The organism is Nocardioides sp. Z38_18, assembly GCF_058215695.1.
Genome location: NZ_JBZAJE010000002.1, coordinates 1,271,273 through 1,289,030 on the forward strand (window position 1 = coordinate 1,271,273; position 17,758 = coordinate 1,289,030).

14 protein-coding genes are annotated in these 17,758 nt (G+C 70.5%); 3 read left to right on the top strand and 11 right to left on the bottom strand.

Annotation, left to right across the window (positions count from 1 at the left end; all coding sequences use genetic code 11):
* Nucleotides 1–112: 112 nt before the first annotated feature.
* Nucleotides 113–538: a hypothetical protein gene (locus AC4BGC_RS17220; RefSeq protein ID WP_490556883.1), complete on the bottom strand. Its 426-nt coding sequence runs from the start codon at nucleotides 536–538 to the stop codon at nucleotides 113–115.
* A gap of 335 nt (nucleotides 539–873) precedes the next feature.
* On the opposite strand from AC4BGC_RS17220, the gene AC4BGC_RS17225 reads away from it, so the two are divergent.
* A complete protein-coding gene (locus AC4BGC_RS17225; RefSeq protein WP_490556885.1) occupies nucleotides 874–2,301 on the top strand; it encodes a DUF7937 domain-containing protein in 1,428 nt (475 codons plus the stop codon).
* Nucleotides 2,302–2,356: 55 nt separating this feature from the next.
* Here AC4BGC_RS17225 and AC4BGC_RS17230 read toward each other — a convergent pair whose 3' ends face one another.
* From AC4BGC_RS17230 to AC4BGC_RS17240, 3 genes are all read right to left on the bottom strand, one after another.
* A complete protein-coding gene (locus AC4BGC_RS17230) occupies nucleotides 2,357–4,546 on the bottom strand; it encodes a 3-hydroxyacyl-CoA dehydrogenase NAD-binding domain-containing protein (RefSeq protein ID WP_490556886.1) in 2,190 nt (729 codons plus the stop codon).
* A gap of 141 nt (nucleotides 4,547–4,687) precedes the next feature.
* Nucleotides 4,688–5,902 carry an acetyl-CoA C-acetyltransferase gene (locus AC4BGC_RS17235; RefSeq protein ID WP_490547205.1) on the bottom strand — a complete coding sequence of 405 codons (1,215 nt, stop codon included), beginning with the start codon at nucleotides 5,900–5,902 and terminating at the stop codon, nucleotides 4,688–4,690.
* A 253-nt stretch (nucleotides 5,903–6,155) separates the two neighbouring features.
* Nucleotides 6,156–7,310 (bottom strand): CaiB/BaiF CoA transferase family protein, encoded by a 1,155-nt coding sequence (locus AC4BGC_RS17240; protein ID WP_490556887.1) that lies wholly within the window; start codon nucleotides 7,308–7,310, stop codon nucleotides 6,156–6,158.
* Nucleotides 7,311–7,458: 148 nt separating this feature from the next.
* Between AC4BGC_RS17240 and AC4BGC_RS17245 the strand changes: the two genes are divergently transcribed.
* Both AC4BGC_RS17245 and AC4BGC_RS17250 read left to right on the top strand, forming a co-directional pair.
* The gene (locus AC4BGC_RS17245; protein WP_490547203.1) at nucleotides 7,459–8,025 is read left to right on the top strand and encodes a PadR family transcriptional regulator; all 567 of its coding nucleotides are present in this window, start codon (nucleotides 7,459–7,461) and stop codon (nucleotides 8,023–8,025) included.
* Nucleotides 8,022–10,064 carry an oxidoreductase gene (locus AC4BGC_RS17250; RefSeq protein ID WP_490556889.1) on the top strand — a complete coding sequence of 681 codons (2,043 nt, stop codon included), beginning with the start codon at nucleotides 8,022–8,024 and terminating at the stop codon, nucleotides 10,062–10,064. The genes AC4BGC_RS17245 and AC4BGC_RS17250 overlap by 4 nt, the downstream gene beginning before the upstream one ends.
* A 41-nt stretch (nucleotides 10,065–10,105) precedes the next feature.
* Here AC4BGC_RS17250 and AC4BGC_RS17255 read toward each other — a convergent pair whose 3' ends face one another.
* The 7 genes from AC4BGC_RS17255 to AC4BGC_RS17285 form a co-directional block, all read right to left on the bottom strand.
* Entirely contained in the window at nucleotides 10,106–11,143 is a 1,038-nt protein-coding gene (locus AC4BGC_RS17255) for a hypothetical protein (protein WP_490556890.1), read from the bottom strand.
* Nucleotides 11,144–11,214: 71 nt separating this feature from the next.
* Nucleotides 11,215–12,207 (bottom strand): glycine betaine ABC transporter substrate-binding protein, encoded by a 993-nt coding sequence (locus AC4BGC_RS17260; RefSeq protein ID WP_490556891.1) that lies wholly within the window; start codon nucleotides 12,205–12,207, stop codon nucleotides 11,215–11,217.
* 3 nt (nucleotides 12,208–12,210) lie between these two features.
* Nucleotides 12,211–13,056 carry an ABC transporter permease gene (locus tag AC4BGC_RS17265; RefSeq protein ID WP_490547198.1) on the bottom strand — a complete coding sequence of 282 codons (846 nt, stop codon included), beginning with the start codon at nucleotides 13,054–13,056 and terminating at the stop codon, nucleotides 12,211–12,213.
* A complete protein-coding gene (locus AC4BGC_RS17270; protein WP_490547197.1) occupies nucleotides 13,053–14,246 on the bottom strand; it encodes an ABC transporter ATP-binding protein in 1,194 nt (397 codons plus the stop codon). Before AC4BGC_RS17270 ends, AC4BGC_RS17265 begins: the two co-directional genes overlap by 4 nt.
* Nucleotide 14,247: 1 nt before the next feature.
* Nucleotides 14,248–14,889, bottom strand: coding sequence for an ABC transporter permease (locus AC4BGC_RS17275; protein WP_490547196.1), 642 nt, complete (start codon nucleotides 14,887–14,889; stop codon nucleotides 14,248–14,250).
* Nucleotides 14,890–15,057: 168 nt separating this feature from the next.
* Nucleotides 15,058–16,353 carry an MFS transporter gene (locus AC4BGC_RS17280; protein ID WP_490556893.1) on the bottom strand — a complete coding sequence of 432 codons (1,296 nt, stop codon included), beginning with the start codon at nucleotides 16,351–16,353 and terminating at the stop codon, nucleotides 15,058–15,060.
* Nucleotides 16,350–17,693 carry a GH1 family beta-glucosidase gene (locus AC4BGC_RS17285; protein WP_490556895.1) on the bottom strand — a complete coding sequence of 448 codons (1,344 nt, stop codon included), beginning with the start codon at nucleotides 17,691–17,693 and terminating at the stop codon, nucleotides 16,350–16,352. Before AC4BGC_RS17285 ends, AC4BGC_RS17280 begins: the two co-directional genes overlap by 4 nt.
* Nucleotides 17,694–17,758 lie beyond the last annotated feature (65 nt).

Here is a 17,758-nt window from a genome sequence, read left to right on the forward strand (position 1 = left end):
GACGGCACCGAGCAGACCTCCGCAACTGGCGCAGAACTTCTGACCGTCACGACTGGCAGCAGCACCACAGGCAGGACAGAACATGATCGGGTCCTCGGCTCGGCGGGAGAAGTCACTGGCGGGCGATCACACAGAGCGCACCCAGGGCGATGCCGAACATTGTCACGAGTCCACCTGCGCCCCACTCGGAAATCGCGACACTGTTCAGCACCCGAGACAGCCCGGTCCAGACCGCCAACGCGCCGGCGAGGGTCACCAAAGCCCCCACCCGCCCCCAGGGCCGGGTCACGAAGACGAGGAACGCCAGGACCAGTCCCAGGCCCGGGAGCAGCAGCAGGAGGACCGCCGCCCCTGCTGGCACGAGGCTCGAGACGGCTCCGGAGCCGATGAACGCGGCCGCCTCGAGGGACGATGCCTGGGACAACGGCCCGTGCTGGCTCCAGGGCAGGAACACCTGGCTGAACAGGAGAGCCCCGGACAGGACCTGGCCGACGAGGAACGGCCGGTGGGCGGCCCGCAGAGCGTGCGTGACCGACAAGTCTTGCCCCCTGGGTGTCGGCCCGCAGCTTCTCAGCAGCGAGGCGCGTGCGTGTTAACTTTCGCCCCATCATCCAGGGATCCAGCGATCTAGGAGGGGCCGTGCCCCAAAAATTCTGCGGAATGTGTGGAGCATCCTCGACCGGTGGGCGGTTCTGCGAGGACTGCGGCAGCCCCCTGGAGAACGCCGAGGCGGCGCCCACGTCCGCGCCGCCAGCGCCGTCGCCGGTCCAGGAGTCGGAACCGGACCCGGTGCAGGACCCCGTGCAGGAACCGGGTCAGGGCTCGGGGCAGGACCGGGGTCGGCAGTCCACCCGACAGTTCCCTGCGCCTGGGTTGAGCGAGCCGGTCGTCCAGCCACCGGCCGCATCGCCCCCCGCCGCAGCCCCGCCCGCCACCCCGGTGGCACCGATGCCGGCCTGGCAGCCGCCCCCTGAGGCCGCGGCTCCGCCCCCGTCGCGCCCGCTGCCACCTCCGGGACAGCCAGGAGTCGCAGCCGGCGCCGCGGCCAACCCGCTTGCGGGGCTGGCCGTGGGCGACCTCGCCCGTGACGCGGGAGCCCTCTTCCTGCTGTTCGGGTCGCTCGCCCTGCCGTGGGACGGCGGACACCAGGCCTCGGACCGATGGTGGGTGGTGCTCGCCACCATCGTCTCGGCTCTCTCGCTCGCGCTGCCCTACCTCGTCACGGCGCGCGTGATCCCCGGCTGGGGTCCCGCGCAGGTGCGGCTGGGGAAGCTGACGGCTCAGGTGCCCTACGCCGTGTGCCTGATCGTCGTGCTGGTCAACGAGCTCATCCACCTCACGGACGACTTCGAGGGCGGCTTCGGCGCCGGAGTCGGTGTGGGACTCGCCGGAGTCCTCCTGGCCCTGCAGCCGCGTGCGATCGAGGAGGACGCCACCTCCCGCGACCGCGGGGTGTGGCACCGGTCCAGCGTGTTGCTCGTGGCTGCCGGACTGGTGCTCCTTGGGGTCAGCACGATCATCTACGTGATCAGCAACATCGGGTCCCTGGGCGACTTGGTCCTCTCCCTGCTCGGCACCGTGCTGCTCCTGGTCGGGTCCTACGCCGCGGTCGTGCTGATCCCCCTGGTGCCCTACGGTGCCCACAGCCGCGCGGGCGCCCGCGTTTTCGCCACGGTCGGTTTCACCTTCCTGGTCACGGCCGTGCTGGCCACCTCGGGCTCGGACGGCAACGGCTTCTACGACGTCGGCCTGGCCAAGATCACCGGTGAGACCGGCTTCGGCCTGGCTCCGGCAGGGGCGTTCCTGGTGGTGGCAGGGGCCGCCCTCAGCGTCGCTCGGCCCGTGCTGGCCGGTCTCCACCCGGTCGAGCCGGTGTGGTCGTGGGTCCAGACGGCCGCTCTGGCCTTCCTGGTCCTCGCCGGCGGCCTCGTGCTCTCGGCCGTGGGCCGCCTCCTGGTCCTGTTCGACGCCGAGAACTACGAGGCCAGTGTCATCGTGCCCTTGGTGCTGATGGTCGTCGCGGCTGTGGCTGCCCTGGTCGCGCGGAGCCTGACCCAGAGCAACCCCGACCAGAGCCGGGGGGCTGTCGTCGCCATCAGCGGGGGGATCGTCCTGCTCGCCATCGTCGCGCTCGCGGTCGCCAACAGCGGGGACTCGGTGGACCTGCTCGCTCCCGCCGAGGTGGTGGGATGGTTCGCCATGCCGGGGCTGGCCCTGTGGAGCCTCCTGGTTCCTGAGCCGGTCCGAACGACGTTCAAGCCCCTCGCGAACAGCCCGCAGCCGCCTCCTCCGGCGCGCTGATCCCGCGGACCGTCAGGTACAACGGTCCGCGGGATCGGGCACGACCAGGCGGGGATCAGGCGGGGAAGGACTCGCCCTTCTCCGCCATCTCCTTGAGCCGCTCGGTGGGAGCGAAGCGCTCGCCGTACTTCGCGGCCAGCTCCTCGGCCCGGGCGACGAAGCCCTTCAGGCCCCGGCCGGTCTTGCCGTCGTACCCCTGCATGAACTGCACGGTGCCGCCGGTCAGGGCCGGGTAGCCGATGCCCATGATCGAGCCGATGTTGGCCGCGGCCGCCGACTCGATGACGCCCTCCTCGAAGCACTTCGCGGTCTCGAGCGCCTCGATGAACAGGTAGCGGTCCTTGAGGTCCTCGATGTCGGCCGGCTCGTCGTTGGACGGGAACAGCTCCTTGAGGCCCGGCCACAGCGACCCGCGACGACCGTTCTCGTCGTAGTCGTAGAAGCCCTTGCCGCGCAGGCGGCCCGGACGCTCCTTCTCGATCATCGTGGAGATGACCGAGGTGGCGGGGTGGTCCGGCAGCTCGATGCCGTCGCGGGCAGCGGCGTCGACGGTGGCCTTCTGGATCTTGGCCATCAGCTCGAGGTTGAGCTCGTCGGAGAGCTGCAGCGTCCCGACCGGGTAGCCGGCCTGGGTCGCGGCGCGCTCCACCGACATCGGGTGGACGCCCTCGCCGAGCATCGCGAGACCCTCGTTGACCATCGTGCCGATGACGCGGCTGGTGTAGAAGCCACGGCTGTCGTTGACCACGATCGGGGTCTTGCGGATCGCCATCACCACGTCGAGCGCCTTGGCGACCGCCTCGTCGGTGGTCTTGGCGCCGCGGATGATCTCCACCAGCGGCATCTTGTCGACCGGCGAGAAGAAGTGCAGGCCGATGAAGTCGTCGGGACGGTTGACGCCCTCGGCGAGCTCGGTGATCGGGAGCGTGGAGGTGTTCGAGCAGAGCAGGGCGTCGGGGTTGACGACGTCCTGGATCTCGCCGAAGACCTTGGCCTTGAGCGACGGGTCCTCGAAGACGGCCTCGATCACGAGGTCGCAGCCCTTGAAGTCGTCGGCCTCGGTGGTCGCGGTGATCCGGCCGAGGATCTCGGCCTTCTTCGCCTCGTCCATCTTGCCGCGCTGCACGGCCTTGTCCAGGATCTTCTCGCTGTAGGCCTTGCCCTTGTCGGCGGCCTCCTGCTTGACGTCCTTGAGCACGACCTCCATGCCGGCGCGGGCACAGGAGTAGGCGATGCCGGCTCCCATCATCCCGGCGCCGAGCACGCCGACCTTGGTGGGCGTGTACTTCGCAACGCCCTCGGGACGCAGCGAGCCGCCGTTGATCGCGGAGAGGTCGAAGAAGAACGCCTGGATCATGTTCTTGCTGTTCGACCCGGTGATCAGCTCGGCGAGGTAGCGCGACTCGATCCGGCTGGCGGTGTCGAAGTCGACCTGGGCGCCCTCGATCGCGGCGGACATGATCGCGCGGGTGGCCGGGTAGTTCGCGCCCTTGGTCTGCTTGCGCAGCATCGCCGGGAACGCCGGGAGGAACGCCGCCAGCTTGGGGCTGGAGGGGGTGCCACCGGGGATCTTGAAGCCGTCGCGGTCCCAGGGGTTGGTGGCGGCCTCGGCGTTGTCCTTGTTCGCCTCGATCCACTTCTTCGCGGCCGGGACGAGGTCCTCACGGCTCTCGACGAGCTCGTCGACGAGGCCCTTCTCCTTGGCCTGGGCCGGCTTGAAGGTCGGCCCCTGGAGCAGGACGTCCATCAGCGCCGACTGGATGCCGAGCATCCGGACGGTGCGGGTGACGCCGCCGCCGCCGGGGAGCAGACCGAGGGTGACCTCGGGCAGGCCGAGGGAGACCTTGGGGTCGTCGACCACGATGCGGCGGTGGCAGGCGAGCGCGATCTCGAGCCCGCCACCGAGGGCTGCACCGTTGATCGCGGCCACGACGGGCTTGCCGAGCAGCTCGAGGCGACGCAGGTCGGCCTTGATCGTCTGGCCCATCTCGAAGATCGCCTGGCCGTCCTCGGGGGTGGCCTTCAGCATGTTCTTCAGGTTGCCGCCGGCGAAGAAGGTCTTCTTCGCCGAGGTGATCACCACGCCGGCGATGTCGTCCTTCTCGGCGTACAGCTTGTCGACCGCGTTGCGCATCGACTCGGTGTACAGGTCGTTCATCGTGTTGGCGCTGGAGGTGGGGTCGTCGAGGGTGAGTACGACGATGCCGTCGTCACCCTTGTCGTACTTGACTGCGGATTCCGTCATTTTTCTTCCTTCAAGTCTTTGGGTTGCGTTGGCACTTCGGCTGACCCCGTAGGTCGGGTCACCGGGTCTCGACACGCTCTTGGAGAGCTCGCAAGCTCGCTCTCCGACGCTGCTCGACCACCATCAGCTGGTCTGACGGAGTCAGACCAGCTCAACGATCGTGGCGATGCCCATGCCGCCACCGACGCACAGCGTGGCGAGGCCGCGCTTGAGCTCACGACGCTCGAGCTCGTCGATCAGCGTGCCGAGGATCATCGCGCCGGTGGCACCCAGCGGGTGACCCATCGCGATCGAGCCGCCATTGACGTTGGTGATCTCGGAGTCGATGCCCATGTCGCGCATGAACCGCATGGCGACGGCGGCGAACGCCTCGTTGATCTCGAAGAGGTCGATGTCCTCGACCTGGAGGCCGGCCTTGGCCAGCGCCTTGCGGGCAGCCGGGGCGGGACCGGTGAGCATGATCGTCGGGTCGGCACCGGACACGGCGGTGGCGATGATCCGCGCCCGCGGGGTCAGGCCGAGGTCCTGGCCGACCTGCTCGTTGCCGATCAGGGTCAGCGCGGCGCCGTCGACGATGCCGGAGCTGTTGCCGGCGTGGTGGACGTGGTCGATCTTCTCGATCCAGTGGTACTTCTCCAGCGCGACCGAGTCGAACCCGGCCTGGTCACCGATGCCGGCGAAGGACGGCTTGAGGCGCGCGAGGCCCTCGACGGTCGACTCGGGCTTGATGAACTCGTCGTGGTCGAGCACCACGATTCCGTTGCGGTCCCGGACGGGGACGACCGAGTTGGCGAAGCGGCCGTCGGCCCACGCCTTGGCGGCACGGTGGTTCGACTCCACGGCGAAGGTGTCGACCTCCTCACGCGACCAGCCCTCGATGGTGGCGATCAGGTCGGCACCGATGCCCTGGGGCACGAAGTCGGTGCTGAACGCGGTGGCCGGGTCCATCGCCCACGCGCCACCGTCACTGCCCATGGCCACGCGGCTCATCGACTCGACGCCACCGGCGATGATCAGGTCCTCGAAGCCGCCGCGCACACGGGAGGCGGCCTGGTTCACCGCCTCGAGGCCGGAGGCGCAGAAGCGGTTCAGCTGTACGCCGGCAACGGTGTCCGGGAGGCCGGCCGCGAGAGCGGCGGTCTTGGCGATGTCGCCGCCCTGGTCACCCACGGGCGAGACGACCCCGAGGACGACGTCGTCGATCCGGTTGACGTCGAGGGAGGGGTTCCGCTCCTGGACCGCGTCCAGCAGCCCCACCACCAGGTCGACCGGCTTCACCTCGTGGAGGCTGCCGTTCTTCTTTCCCTTGCCACGGGGCGTGCGCAGCGCGTCGTACACGAACGCTTCTGTTGCCATGAATGTGTTTCCCAACTTCTCGGTCGAGTCCAGGACTCGGCGGGCGGACTCACGCAGGCGCGGCGAGGCGCGGCGATGAGGTACTTCATTGTGACAGTAACGCTGTCATCGTCAATCCGGGGTTGCTGTGGGCGAGATCACCCGGTGTCCGTTTGGGAGCCCGCAGCCGGATAGTCCGAGACAGAACCGTCGTCAATTCGGACATTCGACGACGGTTACGTCTCGGACTACCCCGAAAACCCGGAGAACACCCCTAGGCCTGGACCGCGGCCTCTCGTTCGATCAGCCCGTCCACGTCGGCCACGCCCCAGGCGGTGAGGGCGTCGCGGGTGTTGATGCCGGCCTTGACCGGGGGCGGGGTGGACAGGGTGGCCGTCGTACGGGAGAAGCGGGGGGCGGGCTGCGGCTGGCGGATGCCCTCGTGCTCGACGAAGACCTCACGGGCGGCCATGTGCGGGTGGTCCATCGCCTCCGAGAGCGGGAGGATCGGCGCCACGCAGGCGTCGGTGCCCTCGAAGACCTCGGACCACTCGGCCTGGGTGCGGGTGGCGAAGGTGGTCGCGATCCGCTCGCGCAGCTGGGGGGTCTGCTCGAAGTCGAAGCGGTCGGGGGCGTCCTCGATGCCGAGCAGCTTCACGAACACGTCGTAGAACTGCGGCTCCAGCGGGCCCACCGACATGTGCCGGCCGTCGGAGGTCTCGTAGAGGTCGTAGAACGGCATCCCGCCGTCGAGCAGGTTCACCCCGCGCTCCTCGCGCAGGTTGCCGCCCGCGAGCATCCCCGAGGACATCGCGTTCAGGCTCGCGGTGCCGTCGACGATCGCCGCGTCGACCACCTGGCCCTTCCCCGAGATGCGCGCCTCGAGCAGGGCTGCGAGCACCCCGATCACGAGGTACGTCGAGCCGCCGCCGAAGTCACCGACGAGGTTGGCAGGGAAATGTGGCTTCGCGGGGTCCTGGCCCATGCCGAACAGGGCGCCGGTGATCGCGATGTAGTTCATGTCGTGGCCGGCGGCCTTCGCCAGCGGCCCGGTCTGGCCCCAGCCGGTCATCCGGCCGTAGACCAGTCGCGGGTTGCGGGCGTGGCACTCCTCGGGCCCGAGACCCAGGCGCTCGGTGGTGCCGGGGCGCATCCCCTCGATGAGTACGTCGGCCTCGGCGACCAGGTCGAGCACGGTCGCGATCGCCTCGGGGTCCTTGAGGTTCAGCGCCACGCTGGGCCGGCCGCGGTTGAGCAGGTCGTTCGCGCCGCCGGTGAGCGCCTGTCCCCCGGGGCGCTCCACCCGGATCACGTCCGCGCCGAGGTCGGCGAGGATCATGCAGGCGTGCGGGCTGGGCCCGATGCCGGCGATCTCCACGACCTTGATCCCCTTGAGCGGACCGCTTCCCTGACCGAGTTCGTAAGTCATGCCGGTGATTGTGACAGCAGATCTGTCATCGTGCCCCCCGGCTCGCTCGTAACGCGAGTCGGGACGCCCCGCAGGCACCACGGGACAGTGACGCTCACCACCTGTGCAACTAGTTGCACAACGCCTCGGCGAGCACCAGACTCCTCGCATGGCACTCGAGCACGCGCTGCTGGTCTCCCTGAGCGAACGTCCCGGCACCGGGATCGAGCTGACCCGGCGCTTCGACCGGTCGATCGGGTTCTTCTGGCGGGCCACCCACCAGCAGATCTACAAGGTGCTGCGGCGGATGGAGTCCGAGGGCTGGCTCGACGTGGAGGCCGGCGAGTCGCGGCGCACCGAGCGCCGCTACAGCGTGACCCCGGCGGGCCGGCAGGTGCTCTCCGCCTGGATCGAGACGCCCGCCCAGCCGATGGTGATGCGCTCCGAGATCGCGGTGAAGATGCGCGGGGCGGCGTACGGCGACCGCGCCGAGCTGCTCGACCAGGTGCGCGACCTGCTCGCCGAGCACCGGACCCGGCAGGCCCACTTCGAGCAGCTCGAGCGGACCCAGTTCCCCGACCCGGGCGTCCTGACCGGCCAGCGCCTCGACACCTGGCTGGTGCTGCGCGGCGGCATCAAGCAGGAGCAGTTCTGGATCGAGTGGCTCACCGAGTACCTCCAGTCCTGGAGCCCCGCGACCAGTGCGGCCGGCGCGGCGAGCGGCGGTGCGGCATGAGCGAGTACCCCAACCTGCTGGCACCGATCACCATCGGTGACCTCACCCTGCGCAACCGCAGCGTGATGGGCTCGATGCACACCGGGCTCGAGGACGCCGTCTGGGACCTGCCCAAGCTCGCGGCGTACTTCGCCGAGCGCGCCCGTGGCGGCGTCGGCCTGATCATCACCGGCGGCTACGCGCCCTCCAAGCGTGGCTGGCTCAAGCCGCTGGCCAGCGAGCTGACCACCCGGCTCCAGTCCGAGCGGCACAAGCAGGTCACCGAGGCGGTGCACGCCGAGGGCGGGGCGATCGCCCTGCAGGTGCTGCACGCCGGCCGCTACGGCTACACCCCGTTCTCCCAGTCGGCGAGCGACAAGAAGTCGCCGATCACGCCGTTCCGCCCCAGCGCGATGTCGACCAAGCAGGTGGACCGGGTCGCCTCGTCGTTCGCCCGGACGGCCGCGCTCGCCCAGCGGGCGGGCTACGACGCCGTCGAGGTGATGGGGTCCGAGGGCTACCTGATCAACCAGTTCCTCGCCGCCCGCACCAACGACCGCGAGGACGCCTGGGGCGGTACGCCGACCCGGCGGATGCGGTTCGCCGTCGAGGTCGTCCGGCGTACCCGCGAGGCGGTCGGCGACGGCTTCCCGATCGTCTACCGGATCTCGCTGCTCGACCTGGTCGAGGGCGGGCAGACCTGGGACGAGGTGGTCGAGCTCGCACTGCTCCTGGAGCAGGCCGGCGCGACCGTGCTGAACACCGGCATCGGCTGGCACGAGGCCCGCGTCCCGACGATCATCACCCAGGTCCCGCGCGGGGCCTGGACCTGGACGACCAGGCGGCTGCGCGAGGAGGTGGGCATCCCGGTGTGCGCCTCCAACCGGATCAACACCCCCGAGCTCGCCGACCAGCTGATCGCCGACGGCACCGCCGACCTGGTCTCGATGGCCCGCCCGCTGCTGGCCGACCCCGAGTTCGTGAACAAGGCGGCCGCCGGTCGCGCCGACGAGATCAACACCTGCATCGCCTGCAACCAGGCCTGCCTGGACCACGCGTTCGCGAACAAGCGGGCCAGCTGCCTGGTGAACCCGCGGGCCTGCCGGGAGACCGAGCTGGTGCTGCTGCCATTGGGGGCGACGGGCTCACCCAGCGGCGGGGGCTCGGCCCCCGCGCGCAGGGTCGCGGTGGTGGGTGCCGGTCCCGCGGGGCTGAGCGCTGCCACGGCGTACGCCGAGCGGGGGTTCGCGGTCACGCTGTTCGAGAAGGGCACCGAGCTCGGGGGGCAGTTCCGGCTGGCGATGCAGATCCCGGGCAAGGAGGAGTTCGCGGAGACGCTGCGCTACTACGCGCGCCGGCTCGAGGTTCTCGGCGTGGACGTCCGGCTGGGCGTGGCCGCGGGGCTGGCCGAGCTGGAGGGGTTCGAGGAGGTCGTGGTCGCCACCGGCGTCGAGCCCCGGATGCCGTCGATCCCCGGCATCGAGCGGGCGCTTTCCTACGCCGAGGTGCTGGACGGCTCCGCGACCCCGGGCCGCCGGGTCGCGGTGATCGGAGCCGGAGGCATCGGCGTCGACGTCGCGCACTTCCTGACCCACACGCCCGCCCCGGACGGCGAGGAGCTCGACGAGTGGCTGGCGCACTGGGGTGTGGGCGATCCCAGCCTGTTCCCCGCCGGCCTCACCGAGCGCAAGCCACGCACCCCTGCCCGCGAGGTGCACCTCGTGCAGCGCAAGACCTCGATGATCGGCAAGGACCTCGGCAAGACGTCGGGCTGGGCCCACCGCGCGGTGCTCAAGCAGTCCGGGGTCGTGCAGGTCACCGGGGCGGCGTACGACCTGATCGACGAGGCGGGCCTGCACCTCACCGTCGACGGGCAGTCCCGGCTGATCGAGGTGGACGACGTCGTGGTCTGCGCCGGGCAGGACTCGGTGCGCGACCTCTACGACGAGCTCGTGGCGGCCGGCCGCCAGGTCCAGCTGATCGGTGGCGCCGACGTGGCCGCCGAGCTCGACGCCAAGCGGGCGATCGAGCAGGGCGTGCGGGTGGCCGCCGGGGCCTGAGGCCCCGCCCAGAGCTCAGTGCCCAGAGCAGTGCCCGGCGCTCAGTCGACCGTGCGCGCCCGAAGCCGGTAGCCGGCGAACGAGGCGAGCAGGAGGGTGATCCCGGTGACCAGGACGCCCCCGATCACCCCGACCGAGCCATCGGTCCAGTCCGAGACCGCCTCGGGCACGACCACCGTCACCGAGAGGACGGCACCGGCGAGGTAGGGCCAGGCGACCCGGGCGAGGTAGATCGCGATCCCGATCACCGCGACAAGCAGCGTCAGCAGGTAGCCGGGCCAGGAGTAGGTACCCTCGATCACCAGCATCTGCGCCCCGCAGAACGCGGTCGCGACGCCGGCCGCGCGGGCCACGGTCAGCTCGCGGAACCGGCCGAGCTCGGTCAGCGCCAGCCAGGCGCCGGCAAGCAGGTAGAGCGCAACCGCCGAGACGACGCCCTCGTTCCGGTCGATCGCGCCGACGAGGTTCAGCACCACCGTCACCACCCCGGCGAGCATCCCGAGCAGGCCGAGCGCGGTGGGAGCGATCCGGTAGCCGACCGCAGCGACGAGGACACCGACCAGGCCTCCCGCGACGGCCGGCCAGTAGATGTCCGGGCTGAGGCCGTCCCCGGTCTCGAGGAGGTCGTCGACGACCATGCCCACCAGGAATGCGGCGGTGAGCGCGGCACCGCTCAGCAGGGTCCCGGCCAGCCGACGCCGGGAGTCGTCGCCCTGGTGGCGTACGCCGCCCTGCCCGCCGGCCCGGGAGGCGACGAGGCCGGCGATGCCGAGCACGACCGCGACCACCGCGAGCATCGTGACCCGGGCACCGAACCCGAGGTCCCACCACGCCTCGGCGACGAAGAGTCCACCGGCAGCGAGGACGAGCGCACCACCGAGGTAGGCGACCACCTCGACGAGCTGCGGGAGTCCCCGGCGTGCGGGCGCCTGCGGTGCTGCCGCCGTACCGGCCGGCTCCCACAGGGCACCGGTGACCACGCCGATGGCGTCGTCACGCACGGCCGGGGCGAGCAGGTCGCGGGCGATCAGGGCGTCGACGACACGGGCGGGTGCGGCAGCTGGCGCGCTGGGGTTCATGGCGCAATGGTGCCGCCACCCGGCGCCCCGGCGAATGAGCACTCCTACTCATTTCCGGCCACCGCGGAAGGCTACTCGTCGGTGACGAAGCCTTCCTTCTTCAGCCAGTCGAACGCGACCTCGGCCGGAACCTCGCCGTCGACGTCGACCTTGGCGTTCAGCTCCAGCAGCACCTCGTTCGTCAGCTTCTCGCTGACCGGCGCGACGAGCTCCTGCAGCTGCGGGTACTTGCGGTAGACGTTCTCGGTCAGCACCAGCGACACGTTGTACTTCGGGAAGAAGTTCCGGTCGTCCTCGAGCACCTTCAGGTTCAGGGCCAGGATCCGCCCGTCGGTGGTGAACACCTCGCCGAAGTTGCAGGCCCCCTTGGCAGTGGCGTCGTAGATCGCCCCGGTCTGGAAGGTCTTCAGGTTGTCCTCCGGCACGCCGCGCGGGCTGTTCAGCGGGACGCCGTACTTCTCGAGCATGCCCTTGAGGCCGTCGGGTCGGTTGATCAGCTCGGACTCCACGCAGAAGGTGCGGTCCTTGACCGGCACCTTCCTCATCTCGGAGAGCTTGGTGATCTTGTACTTGTCGGCCACCTTCTTGGTGACCGCGAAGCCGTAGGTGTTGTTCATCGGCGCCGGCTGGAGCCAGACGAGCTTGTTGGCCTTCAGGTCCTCGTCGCGGACGGCTTCGTACTGCCCCTTCTCGTCGGGGATGGGCTTGTCGTGGCCGAGGTAGGTGATCCAGCCGGTGCCGGTGTACTCCCACATCGTCTGGACCAAGCCGTCGATCATCGCCTGCCGGGCGGCCGCGCTGCCGGGGATGTTGGTCAGGTCGGTGACGTTGGCGCCGGCCGACTGCATCAAGATGATCGCCATCTTGCCGAGCAGGACGTTCTCGGTGAAGTTCTTCGAGCCGACCGAGATCGAGGCTCCGTCGAGCCGCTTCACGTCCTTGAGGGGACCAGCGAGCTTCCCGGTCGGGACGAACCCGCCGGCCGTGGGCAGGCTGCACGCCGCAAGCAGGGCGCACATGGTCACGGCGAGCAGCATGGCGAGGATCCCGCGGGAGCGGCGCATCGCTCAGACCCCCTTCGGCCGGACGACGAGCTCCAGGACGCGCCCGACCCACTCGATCAGCAGCGCGAGCAGCGCCACCAGGACGGCGCCCCAGACGATCACCGGGTAGCGCAGCAGCGAGATGCCGGCCTGCAGGGTGCCGCCGAGGCCACCGCCGTTGATGAACGTGGCCAGCGTGGCGGTGCCGACGAGCAGCACGAGCGCGGTGCGGATGCCGGACATGATCACCGGCAGGGCCAGCGGGAGCTCGACCCGGAACAGCACGGCCGTGGCCGACATGCCCATGCCCCGCCCGGCCTCGACCAGGGTCGGCTCCACGCCCTGGAGCCCGACGATCGTGTTGCGCAGCACCGGCAGCACCGCGTAGATCGTGAGCACGATGACCGCGGTGCGGAAGCCGAAGTCGATCCACATCGCGAACAGCACGATCAGGCCCACCGAGGGCGCCGCCTGACCGGCGTTGGCGAACCCGACGATCAGCGGGGCCAGGCGCCTTGCCCTGCCCCGGGTCAGCAGCACCCCGAGCGGTACGGCGATCACGATCACGAAGAACGCCGAGACGAACGTGAGCCGCACGTGCTCCCAGATCTGGCGCCAGATCGTCGGCCAGGCCAGCGAGCTCTCCACGACCGAGTCCATCGTGGCGGTCGCGTGCCAGATCGCGTAGGCGGCGAAGCCACCCACCACGATGGCCGGGATCGCGAACAGCACGATCAGCGTCTCGGCGTCGAGGCCGCCGCGCAGCCGCCCGCGCTTCTTCCCCCCGGCCGGGACCTGCGTAGCCCCGGTGCCTCCGGCGCCGGGGTCGGCGGCGGTCTCGGTGGCGCGCTCGGGGGCGGACGAGGTCACGACTGCGCCCCGTCGTCGTGTGTGGCCGCTTCGCTCTTCTCCTGCTGGGCGTGGATGTACCCGGTCACCGCGGCGAAGTCGACGACGCCGAGGTAGCGGCCCCGGTCGCCGGTGACCACGGCTCCCCCGTGGCTGCTGGTGAGCATCGTGTCCATCGCGTCGTTGAGGGTCGCCCGGTGGTCGAGCTCGATCAGCTCGGTCTGGCCGGCGTGGATCGTCTCGCCCACGAGGCGGCGTACCCACGGCCACGCGATCGGGCGCCCGTTGCGGTCCAGCACCACCACGGCCCGGTCGCCGGCGGCCTGGGCCCGGCGCCGGACCTCCACGGTGCTCTCGCCGATCGTCGCCGTGGTGGGGTTGTGCAGCTCGACGTCGGAGATCCGGGCGAGGCTGAGCAGCTTGAGCGAGGACCCGGCGCCGACGAAGTCCTCGACGAACTCGTTCGCAGGCGAGGCCAGGATGACGTCGGGGGTGTCGTACTGCGCGACCCGCGCCCCCTCCTGGAGGATCAGGATCCGGTCGCCGAGCTTGATCGCCTCGTCGATGTCGTGGGTGACGCACACGATGGTCTTGCGGACCTCGCGCTGGATCGAGAGCAGCTCGTCCTGCAGCCGCTGGCGGGTGATCGGGTCGACGGCCCCGAATGGCTCGTCCATCAACAGCACCGGCGGGTCCGCGGCGAGCCCACGGGCCACGCCGACCCGCTGCTGCTGGCCACCGGAGAGCTCACGGGGGTAGCGGTCGCGGTACTTCGCCGGGTCCAGGCCGACGAGGTCGAGCATCTCGTCGACCCGCTCGGTGATCCGGGCGCCGTCCCAGCCGAGCATCCCCGGGACGATCGCGATGTTCTTGGCCACGGTCATGTGCGGGAACAGGCTGCCGCCCTGGATGACGTAGCCGATGTGGCGGCGCAGGTCGTCGACGCTGCTGTGCCGGATGTCTTCGCCGCCGATCTCGATCGTGCCCGAGGTGGGTTCGATCAGCCGGTTGATCATCTTCAGCGAGGTCGTCTTGCCGCAGCCCGAGGGGCCGACGAACATCACGATCTCGCCCGCGGGGATGACCAGGCTGAGCCCGTCGACCGCCGGGACGGGTTGGCCGGCGTACTTCTTGGTGACGCCGTCGAGCCGGATCTCGGCGCCGCTGATCTCGGGGGTGGAGCCCTCGGTGCGCGTGTCGGTGGCAGTCATGTCAGACCCGGATTCCCTTCGAGGTGGTCGCTCGGCCGAGCAGCAGGAGCAGGAGGTCGAAGACCAGCGCGATGATCACCACGCCGACCGTCGCGCTGAGGGCGTAGTTGACGCCGTTCTTGCCGCCGGCCTGCTGGAGCCCGATGAAGATCCAGGAGCCGAAGCCCGGACCGAGGATGTACGCCGCGATGGCGGCCACCCCCATGGACATCTGCGTGGACACGCGGACCCCGGCGAGGATGACGGGCCACGCCAGCGGCAGGCGTACGGCGAACAGCGACCTCGTCTCGCTCATCCCCATGCCGCGCGCCGACTCGAGGAGGTCGCGGCTGACGCCCTGGAGCCCCACGACGGAGTTCCGCAGCACCGGGAAGATCGCGTAGAAGGTGACCGCGAACAGCGAGGGCCAGAAGCCGAGGCCGAGGATCGGCAGCAGCAGCCCGACCAGCGCGAAGGACGGGATCGTCAGGCCGATCGAGCTGATCGCGTTGGCGACGGGGTCCAGCTTCGGCACCTTGGTGACGCCGACGGCCACCGCGATCCCGATGACGGTCGCCAGCAGCACCGCGACGGCGACGAGCAGCGCGTGGCCCCACGCCAGTGTGAAGACCTGGGCCCAGCGTTCATCAAGGAATTCCCTCACGAGATGCGCTCCGCACTCGCGGCCGATCCCAGCAGCCACGTCTCGGGTAGGTCAAGCCTTGCTCATCGGTCCAACCACGTCGACCCTGTCAGGGCTTTTTTGGGCAGGTCGTCCGATTGGCACGCTCTGACCGGGTGGCGGGGCCCCGGGCCGGCGGCACGCGGCGGGTCAGCGCAGCGACCTGATGTTCACCACGAGCACCGAGCCGAGGACGCTGACCGCCGCGGCGAGGACGTAGAGGGAGGAGTACCCCAGGCCGAGGCCCAGGACCGCGGCGGCGACGACCGGCGCGAGCACCTGGGGCAGCGCGTTGGCGATGTTGATGACGCCGAGGTCCTTGGCCCGGTCGCCGGCCGAGGGCAGCACCTCGGTGATCATCGCGAAGTCGACCGCGGTGTAGATGCCGAACCCGATGCCCAGGATGAGCGCGCCCACCAGGGCGGCGGTCCACGTCGTCGCGAACGCGAGCAGCAGCAGCGCGCAGGCAGCGACCAGGCCGGCAGCGATCACGAAGACCTTGCGCCGCCCGAGGCGGTCCGACCAGATCCCGCCCGCGACGGCGGTGAGCAGGGTGCAGGCGCCGTACGCCGCGGTGAGCACGAAGACCTTGTCCTCGGCCTCGTCGGTGCTGAGCCCGATGGCGTCCTTGAGGTAGTAGAGCATGTAGAGGATCACCAGCGCGTTGCCCAGGTTCATCAGGAACCGGGTGATCCAGGCCCAGGCGAAGTCGGGGTGCTGACGCGGGGAGATCCAGAACGAGCGCAGGAACGTGCCGAGCACGAACGGCTCACGTGCCGCCGGGTCCAGCGCGATGTCGCGGCTGTCGAGGCAGTACGGCAGCGCGAGCACGACGAGCACGCCCGCCGTCGCGAGGTAGCCCGCGGCGATGCTGCCGGTCGCGGCCGCGATCCCGGAGCCGCCCACCACGCCGAGGGTCTGGGCGATCGCGAGCCACCCGCCGACGGCCCCGCGGGTGCGGCTGGGCACCTGGTCGGGGACGGTCGCGGTGATTGCGGCCAGCATCGCGTTCAGCGACGCCTGGGCCAGCGCCCAGCCGAGCACCATCACCAGCACCGAGCCCGCCGCGGAGAGCACCACCATCGCGACCACACCGCCGGCCAGGCCGCCGAGCACCCACGGGATCCGGCGCCCGATCCGGAGCACGGTCCGGTCGGAGAACGCCCCCCAGAGCGGGTTGAGGATCGTGGAGACCGCGGCGCCGACGCCGGTGACCAGCGAGAGCGTGGCCTCCTTGTGCTCGGGGTTGAGCACCTCGGCCTGCTGGGCGAGCAGCACCTGGATCGGGCCGAAGAACCCCGACCACACCCCGATGCTGATCAGCGCCAGCCACAGCACCCAGACCTTGCTGACCGGGCGGACCGGGTCCCCCAGCGCGGCGAGGTCGACCCCCTGCGGAGGTCCGCCGACGGCGCTGCTCACCGGGTCGCTCACCGGGTCGCTCACTGGCCGCCCTCCCGGGTGGAGCGGATCAGGTCGGCGTACCAGTGGAAGGAGCGCTTCGGCGTACGCACCAGGGTGTCGTAGTCGACGTGCACCAGGCCGAAGCGCTGCCGGTAGCCCTCGGCCCACTCGAAGTTGTCCAGCAGCGACCAGCAGTAGTAGCCGCGGACGTCGGCCCCCTCGGTGATCGCGTCCGCGACGGCACCGAGGTGCCCGGCCAGGTAGTCGATGCGCGGCTGGTCGTCGACCACGCCGTCCTCGTCGGGGCCCATGCCGTAGGAGCACCCGTTCTCGGTGACGTGGATCGGCGGGAGGTCGGGGTAGCGCTCGCGCAGCTGGGCGATGACGGCGCGCAGGCCCTCCGGCACGACCGGCCAGCCGAAGTCGGTGAGCGGGTAGCCGTGGATCTCCTCCTGCACGAACGGGATCTCCGCGCCCTCCTCCGCCGCGGAGATCAGCGAGGGGTTGTAGTAGTTGAGCCCGTAGAAGTCGAGCGGTGCGGCGATCGTCTCCAGGTCGCCGGGGCGCACCGGCATCAGCTCGGCGAAGCCGTCCGGGTAGGCGCCCAGCAGCATCGGCCCCGCGAAGATCCGGTTGTAGAGGGAGTCGTAGAGGTCGGCCGCCTCCACGTCCCGGGGCGAGGTGGTGGCTGGGCTCACGGTGGTGTGGTTGTTCGCCGTACCGACCTGGCGGGCGCCGTTGGCGCGCAGCGCCGCGACGCCGAGCCCGTGCGCGAGGTTGACGTGGTGGGCCACCGGCAGCGCGCCGAAGCCGAGGGCCTTGCCGGGCGCGTGCTCACCGTTGCCGTACCCGAGCAGGGTCACCACGTTGGGCTCGTTGACCGGCACCCACTTGCCGACCCGGTCGCCGAGACGGTCCGCGCACACGGCGGCGTACTCCGCGAACCGCTCGGCGGTCTCCCGCACCTCCCAGCCGCCCTCCCCTCGTGATGACGGAGTCTGCAGCGCCTGCGGCAGGTCCCAGTGGTAGAGCGTCGCCATCGGCTCGATCCCGGCCGCGACCAGCTCGTCGACGAGCCGGTCGTAGAAGTCGAGCCCGGCGGCGTTCACCGCGCCCCGGCCCTGCGGCTGCACCCGCGGCCAGGAGATCGAGAACCGGTAGGCGTCGGTGCCGAGCTCCCGCATCAGGGCGACGTCCTCGGCGTAGCGGTGGTAGTGGTCGCAGGCCACCTTCGCGTCACTGCCGTCGTGGATCCGCCCCGGCTCGGCGGCGAAGGTGTCCCAGATGCTCAGCCCCTTCCCGTCCTCGTCCCACGCCCCCTCGATCTGGTACGACGCGGTGCTGGTCCCGAACACGAAGTCACTCGGAAGGTTCACTGCCATGGGTGGGAGTAAACAAGTGATCCGCCGAGCCGGATAGTCCCGATCGTTCGGCAGGCCCGAGGCCG